This is a genomic window from Microvirga vignae, from assembly GCF_001017175.1.
Classification (GTDB): domain Bacteria; phylum Pseudomonadota; class Alphaproteobacteria; order Rhizobiales; family Beijerinckiaceae; genus Microvirga; species Microvirga vignae.
Genome location: NZ_LCYG01000139.1, coordinates 1 through 5,848 on the forward strand (window position 1 = coordinate 1; position 5,848 = coordinate 5,848).

At 58.6% G+C, this 5,848-nt stretch carries 3 protein-coding genes; 1 reads left to right on the top strand and 2 read right to left on the bottom strand.

Annotated features, from left to right (window positions below; genetic code table 11):
• The first annotated feature begins 631 nt into the window (after positions 1-631).
• The gene (locus tag AA309_RS30720) at positions 632-838 is read left to right on the top strand and encodes a hypothetical protein (RefSeq protein WP_047192827.1); all 207 of its coding nucleotides are present in this window, start codon (positions 632-634) and stop codon (positions 836-838) included.
• Positions 839-2,127: 1,289 nt separating this feature from the next.
• Here AA309_RS30720 and AA309_RS35590 read toward each other — a convergent pair.
• Together AA309_RS35590 and AA309_RS37050 are read right to left on the bottom strand one after the other, a co-directional pair.
• Complete coding sequence (locus tag AA309_RS35590) at positions 2,128-2,298, bottom strand: hypothetical protein (protein WP_160310585.1); 171 nt, start codon at positions 2,296-2,298, stop codon at positions 2,128-2,130.
• A gap of 398 nt (positions 2,299-2,696) precedes the next feature.
• The gene (locus AA309_RS37050; RefSeq protein WP_425286918.1) at positions 2,697-4,892 is read right to left on the bottom strand and encodes a DNA translocase FtsK; all 2,196 of its coding nucleotides are present in this window, start codon (positions 4,890-4,892) and stop codon (positions 2,697-2,699) included.
• Between the last annotated feature and the right edge of the window lie 956 nt (positions 4,893-5,848).

The window sequence follows — 5,848 nt, forward strand, 5'->3', positions numbered from 1 at the left end:
CGCCGCCACGATCGGAGCCGGAGCCGCGCGCGACGGAAGGTCGGCAGCGGACGCAGCAGAAACAGCAGCAGTCGTGATGGCAGTTGCGGCCAGCAGGCCAAGAAGACGCGTTTTCATGTGCAATTACATCCCTAGTGCGAGGAGTCGCAAGATCAGAGTATGGCTCAGGGAGAAATTCTGGCTATGGTAAAGCTGCAACACCGCCAAGATTTAAGCCATTTGCGGCCACTTTTAGCAGCCCGAACTCTGCGTAAGCTTTTCGTTAATACATTGGGGAATTTGACTCGCCGCGAATTGCGTGTCCTACTGGTGTTGTCTTGGGAGCGATCCGAAGGCGAGGAGATACTGAACCCTGCCCCCCTCACCGGGCAGGGTTTTTTATGACCGCTGCCTGTATGGTATCGTCAACTTAAGAAAATCGGAGCTGTTTGCTTGCGGCATGCCCGATCCTAAATCATTGAGAGTCCATGCCTTGGCTTCTGGCCGGGAACCCGCTCAGCGCAAGTAAAATCCGTTAAGTTGACGACGCCTTTCAGAGTTGGCCGCTATTCAGCGCCTGAACAATTAACCTAGGTGATGGCGCAGATCGGAAGAGTCCAGAATATGGGCAAGCATGAAAGGGGCCGCTGCCATGCCGCGCTATTTCTTTCACCACCGCATCGGCGACCGGATGATGTGGGATCGGGTTGGCTGCGAGTTGCCGGACTTAGGGATGGTACCTGACCCGGACGGGGCGATGATGCTGTGGATGGAGATGATCGAAGGGGGACTCCAGCCAGACCAGATCCTGATAATCACGGACGAGGTCGGCAAGGTGCTGTTCGTCACCGCCAGATGATTGTTTTCTCCCAACAGGAGGGTTGCGATGCTGAGGCTGCCAATCTTCGGGTTTGCACGGCGGGTTGAGGACACGGTGGCGCGAGCCATGACCATCCTCCAAAACCGGGAAGCTTATACGGCCAAGAGGTCTGAATTAGTGCTCACGCCCAAGCCTCAAAGCCGGCGCAGGGAGCAGAGATCGTAATAGTCTCGTCTCCTTGATTCGCCATCGCTACAACAGGCAAGGCTATACAGAGAACGCGTCAATGTAGCTCGCAGCCCAAGGTCTCTCAACCATTCGTTAACGTTTCGAGCGCAGCCTTCTCTTGTGCCAGTTGGCACGTGCACGGTCGTTTCCCTGTAACTGGCCGTGAAAGGCGGCCCCCCTAGAGCGCCATGAGCAAGGCGCTCTTTCTTTGTTGGTTCTCATCGGTCCGGGATCTGGCTGTCCCTTCCTGGCCCTGCATGCATCCGTTATGAACATTTACCGAATGAAAACCTCCGGAGCGTTCCCGGGCGATACTTGGCTAGAGACGCAGACCACCAGCTTCGACGAGGACAAGCTGGGTCGGGCGAGTGACAGCCGATGGCACACCGACATTGGCAATGTTCATCACGTACCCCATAGACGACAACAGGGCATGTGGGCGTGGAGCATGACAGCAGGGTTCTGCTTCAATCCGCTCACAAATGGTATATAGCTGGCAGCCTTGCCACTCGCCTGCAGTCTGACGCTCACAGACGTCCATAAGACGAACGGCGTCGTCGCAGACAAGGACCGCTTCCGGTCAGACGCTGACGATCCCGTGCCCTTCAAGAAGGTCCGCTTAGGCCGGGTTAGCTGCCCTCGGGCTTGCGTCTTGGATTTAAAAGGTTCGGCCTTCAGGAACTCGGTCGAACTCATCAGGCCAAAGCAGGGGGAAGGGAGTTCGCATCCGACAGTTTTCGATTTGCAATAACCGCCGATAGCCTCAGTCTCTTGATGGCCTCGTGCGTTGCACACACCGATACCCGATGGGGCATTGAGGCGAGTCTGCTGTTGGAACCCAAACAGGTTCCATGACCTCACCCAATGCACACTGGTTCCCGGCCGCAACATAACGGTCGTAGGTCGTGGGGCTGGTATTGAGGACGATAGCACCTTCGGACGCAACCAATTCCCTCGCCCCATAACAGGTCATCTGTAAGGTCAGAGGGTGGCTCTGGGCCAGCACACCAGAACCCATACTGGTGAAGGCAATGGCAGCAGACGCCAGCTTTATGTGTTGCATTGCTGTCTCCGGCGGGTGGGCAGCCGAACCACAATCCTCATGAGGATACGGATAAAGACATCAATGCTAACACCGCCGCGATGACATTCATCACCGCCGCGGTCCCGGCCAGGCACAGGGAGATAGGTGGGTGATGCCGCTCAAGCTCAGAACTGTCTTTGGCGTGGGATAGAGTTTCGACGAGAAGCCGTGAGCCCTTCGTGATCATTGGCTCTCTCCTCTGAGGCTGGGGACGAGGCGCTACCAATCTGGAGAGAATGGCCCTAAGCTGTCTGACCAGCAGTGCGCCCCCGCACGTCAGATTGTCTCGACCATGAATGGGCCGGCGAACGTCGCGGGATGAGATTGGTCTTGGCCAATCGATCCGGCTCTCCCTCCGCGACTGCCTGGAGCTTCGTTTGGCATGGGTGTCCTCGAGGGCAGGGATAAAGGTCCTGTTCTTCTTGTCGGGCCTGAGTGAGGAGTGCCGATCCCCGAGATTTCCTGTTTCTGACCATCATCTCCAGTGCACCCACGACCCGCATGTGGTCAGCAGACATTAACGTGTCAGGAGGAAGCCCGCGGACGGAACCTCCTCCTGAAGTCCTATGGAGATATCTGTATCTCCTAGTCCTCAAACTCCCCGCGTAGGATCTCCCGTTTTCCGGCGTGATTGGACGGGCCGACGATGCCCTCCTTCTCCATTCTTTCCATCAGCGAGGCGGCCCGGTTGTAGCCGATCTGGAGCCGGCGCTGGATGTAGCTCGTCGACGCCTTCTTATGCCGAAGGACGATGCTGACGGCCTGCTCGTAGATATCGGACGAGGCCAGACCGACATCGTCATCATCTGCCGAAAACTCCGATGCTTCCATTTCTTCTGGCTCCTCCTCGTCGGCGGTGACCGCCTCGAGATATTGCGGCCGGCCCTGGCGCTTGAGATGCGCCACCACCTGCTCGACCTCCTCGTCCGAGCAGAACGGGCCGTGCACGCGCGTGATCCGCCCGCCGCCGGCCATGTAGAGCATGTCGCCCTGGCCCAAGAGCTGCTCGGCGCCCATTTCGCCCAGGATCGTGCGGCTGTCGATCTTCGAGGTGACCTGGAACGAGATCCGGGTCGGGAAGTTCGCCTTGATCGTGCCGGTGATCACGTCCACGCTGGGGCGCTGGGTGGCCAGGATCACGTGAATGCCGGCGGCTCTGGCCATCTGGGCGAGGCGCTGGATCGCGCCCTCGATCTCCTTGCCGGCCACCATCATCAGATCCGCCATCTCGTCGACGATCACCACGATGTACGGCAGAGGAGTGAGATCAATCGTTACCTCCTCGTAAACCGCCTTTCCCGTCTCGCGGTCGAAGCCCGTCTCGATGGTGCGGGTGATGACCTCTCCCCTCGCCTTGGCCTCCGAGACGCGGGCGTTGAAGCCGTCGATGTTGCGCACCCCGAGCTTCGACATCTTGCGGTAGCGGTCCTCCATCTCGCGCACCGCCCATTTGAGCGCGATCACCGCCTTCTTCGGGTCGGTCACGACCGGGGTCAGCAGGTGCGGGATGCCGTCATAGACCGAGAGCTCGAGCATCTTCGGGTCGACCATGATCAGGCGGCACTGCTCTGGCGTGAATCGGTAGACGAGGGACAGGATCATGGTGTTGATCGCCACCGACTTGCCCGAGCCGGTGGTGCCGGCGACCAGGAGGTGCGGCATGCGGGCGAGATCGGCGATGACCGGCTCGCCGCCGATGGTCTTGCCAAGGCAGAGCGGGAGTTTCTGAGTCGATGCCTTGAAATCCGCCGTCTCAAGCATCTCGCGAAGGTACACGGTTTCACGGGTATCATTCGGCAGTTCGATGCCGATGGCGTTGCGGCCTGGAACGACCGCGACACGGGCGGAGACGGCGCTCATAGAACGGGCGATGTCTTCTGAGAGTGCAATAACACGCGAGGATTTGACTCCCGGGGCGGGCTCAAGCTCATAAAGAGTAACCACTGGGCCCGGATGAACATGAATGACTTCACCCTTAACGCCGAAGTCACGGATGACCTTTTCAACCCTGCCCGCTCTCTCCTCAAGGATATCTTCGGTGAGGACGGGCCCCTCGCTCTCGGGAGGCTCAGCCAGCAATTCAATATCAGGGAGTTCGTAACCTGAGTTCCTCGCACGCTCCGGCGCGGGGAAGTTGATGACCTGCGCTATTAAGGCGTGTGCAGCCGAAACGGAGTCCCCGGGCACGACAGGGCTGACGGCTGTAGATGAGGGGGGTGAATTCTCCACCTCTCGCGCAACCTTCATCGACACTGAAGAAGACGAAACTTCTTCCCCGTACAGAGCAAGATAACTTGAATCAATCTCCTCATTGGTCTGCTCAGGTGTGACCTCCATCACCTCGGGAGCGATCTCTTCTTCAGGGCCAATCAATTCGGACCCATTCTCCGGGACCTCCTGAATTTGGATGAACTCTGCCTTTTCCTCGACAGTGACGCTGTCGTCAGGAACTGGATCCTCCATCGATAGGTCGATCGACAACTCGGGCTTCAGGGATACTGTGATCCGGTACAGGCTCGACTGGAACGCGAATGCCGAAAACACCGGCCTTGCGGTTTCTACAGGAACAGGCAGCAACAACTCGGTCCGCCGCTCCGGAGCGGCCTCTTCGATTCCACAGCTATCCGTTGCGGGTTCGACGCTCGCGCTGCCAACAGGATTCAGGCTTGTTTCCAGGCTTTCGGGCAGAGCTGCCGAGTCAGCGACAGAGGCTGTAGCTACGTCGCCCATCCCCTCGGTCATGGCGGGAGCCGAAGCAGGCTCCTCTATGCTCTCCCCCATCCCGGCCGCTGCACATTCAGGTGCTGCGACCGGCAAACACTCCGCCTCCGGCTCAGATGTGGAAAGAACGGGTGAGTTGGGCTCGACTGCACTCCGCAGCCGGTCCAGGCGTCTGCGAATGGCCTCTGCGCAGGACCGGTCGGCAGCACGAGCGAGACGGGCAACGTCCATGGCCTCACTCACCGGAAGAGCCACCACGTTGGTGTCCGGCTGCTTCCTGATAAAGCGATCAGGGGTGCGCGTTGCTCTCACATCCTTGTCGAGCGTGAAGGCCTTCCACCACCCAGGCTCCGCTTCCCCGGCAGAGGACCAAGGGGTCTCCCAAACAGATCTATCACGACTCGTCTGCGCCGAATCGTCCCGTTTCTGAACCTCCGCTTGAATCGTGGAAATTCTGCCTCCTGGCTGGACTGCGGCTGGAAGAAAGTCGTTAGGCTTAAATGGCTTACGCATGAGAACTGGCAAATCCGTCGGAGCTGGAAAAGGGCACCGCTGGTGCGGTTCGCAGACTCTGGCCAACTCGGGTAAAGACAGGGTTATTGATCGGAGCAGCATCTATCGTCGTGTGCTGGGCGAGGTGGAATCCGAACGTACCCTCGCTCTTGTAATTCCGAGAAATGTCACCATATCCTGCTTGCGGTTCTGCCGATCCGGCAGCTTCCGAAGCCTCCTCTGTATTCCTGACGCGTTCGATTGCTCCGTTGATCGGACGCCGCTGCACGAGGCTCTGTGGACGTATGATCATCCCCACTTGCAATAATTGCAGAATTGATTATGTGTCCCGTCCCCGCGCCGCTGCGAAAGCAGATGGGCGCGTTTTCCAGACACGCTGATCATCAGTTCCTGAATCCTTGTCCGGGAGCGATGTCATGTCTTCAGACGAGAGCAGTTCAAACCGTCGCTGGTTAGAATGCTTCGCCTAAAGGCTTTGCGTCTGGCCTTATCCACGAGCCTGA

What these genes read in the sequence shown, in the direction of transcription:
- AA309_RS30720 (WP_047192827.1), top strand. Translation starts at nt 632, where the DNA reads ATGCCGCGCTATTTCTTTCACCACCGCATCGGCGACCGGATGATGTGG.
- AA309_RS37050 (WP_425286918.1), bottom strand. Translation starts at nt 4,892, where the DNA reads ATGGGGGAGAGCATAGAGGAGCCTGCTTCGGCTCCCGCCATGACCGAG.
- AA309_RS35590 (WP_160310585.1), bottom strand. Translation starts at nt 2,298, where the DNA reads ATGATCACGAAGGGCTCACGGCTTCTCGTCGAAACTCTATCCCACGCC.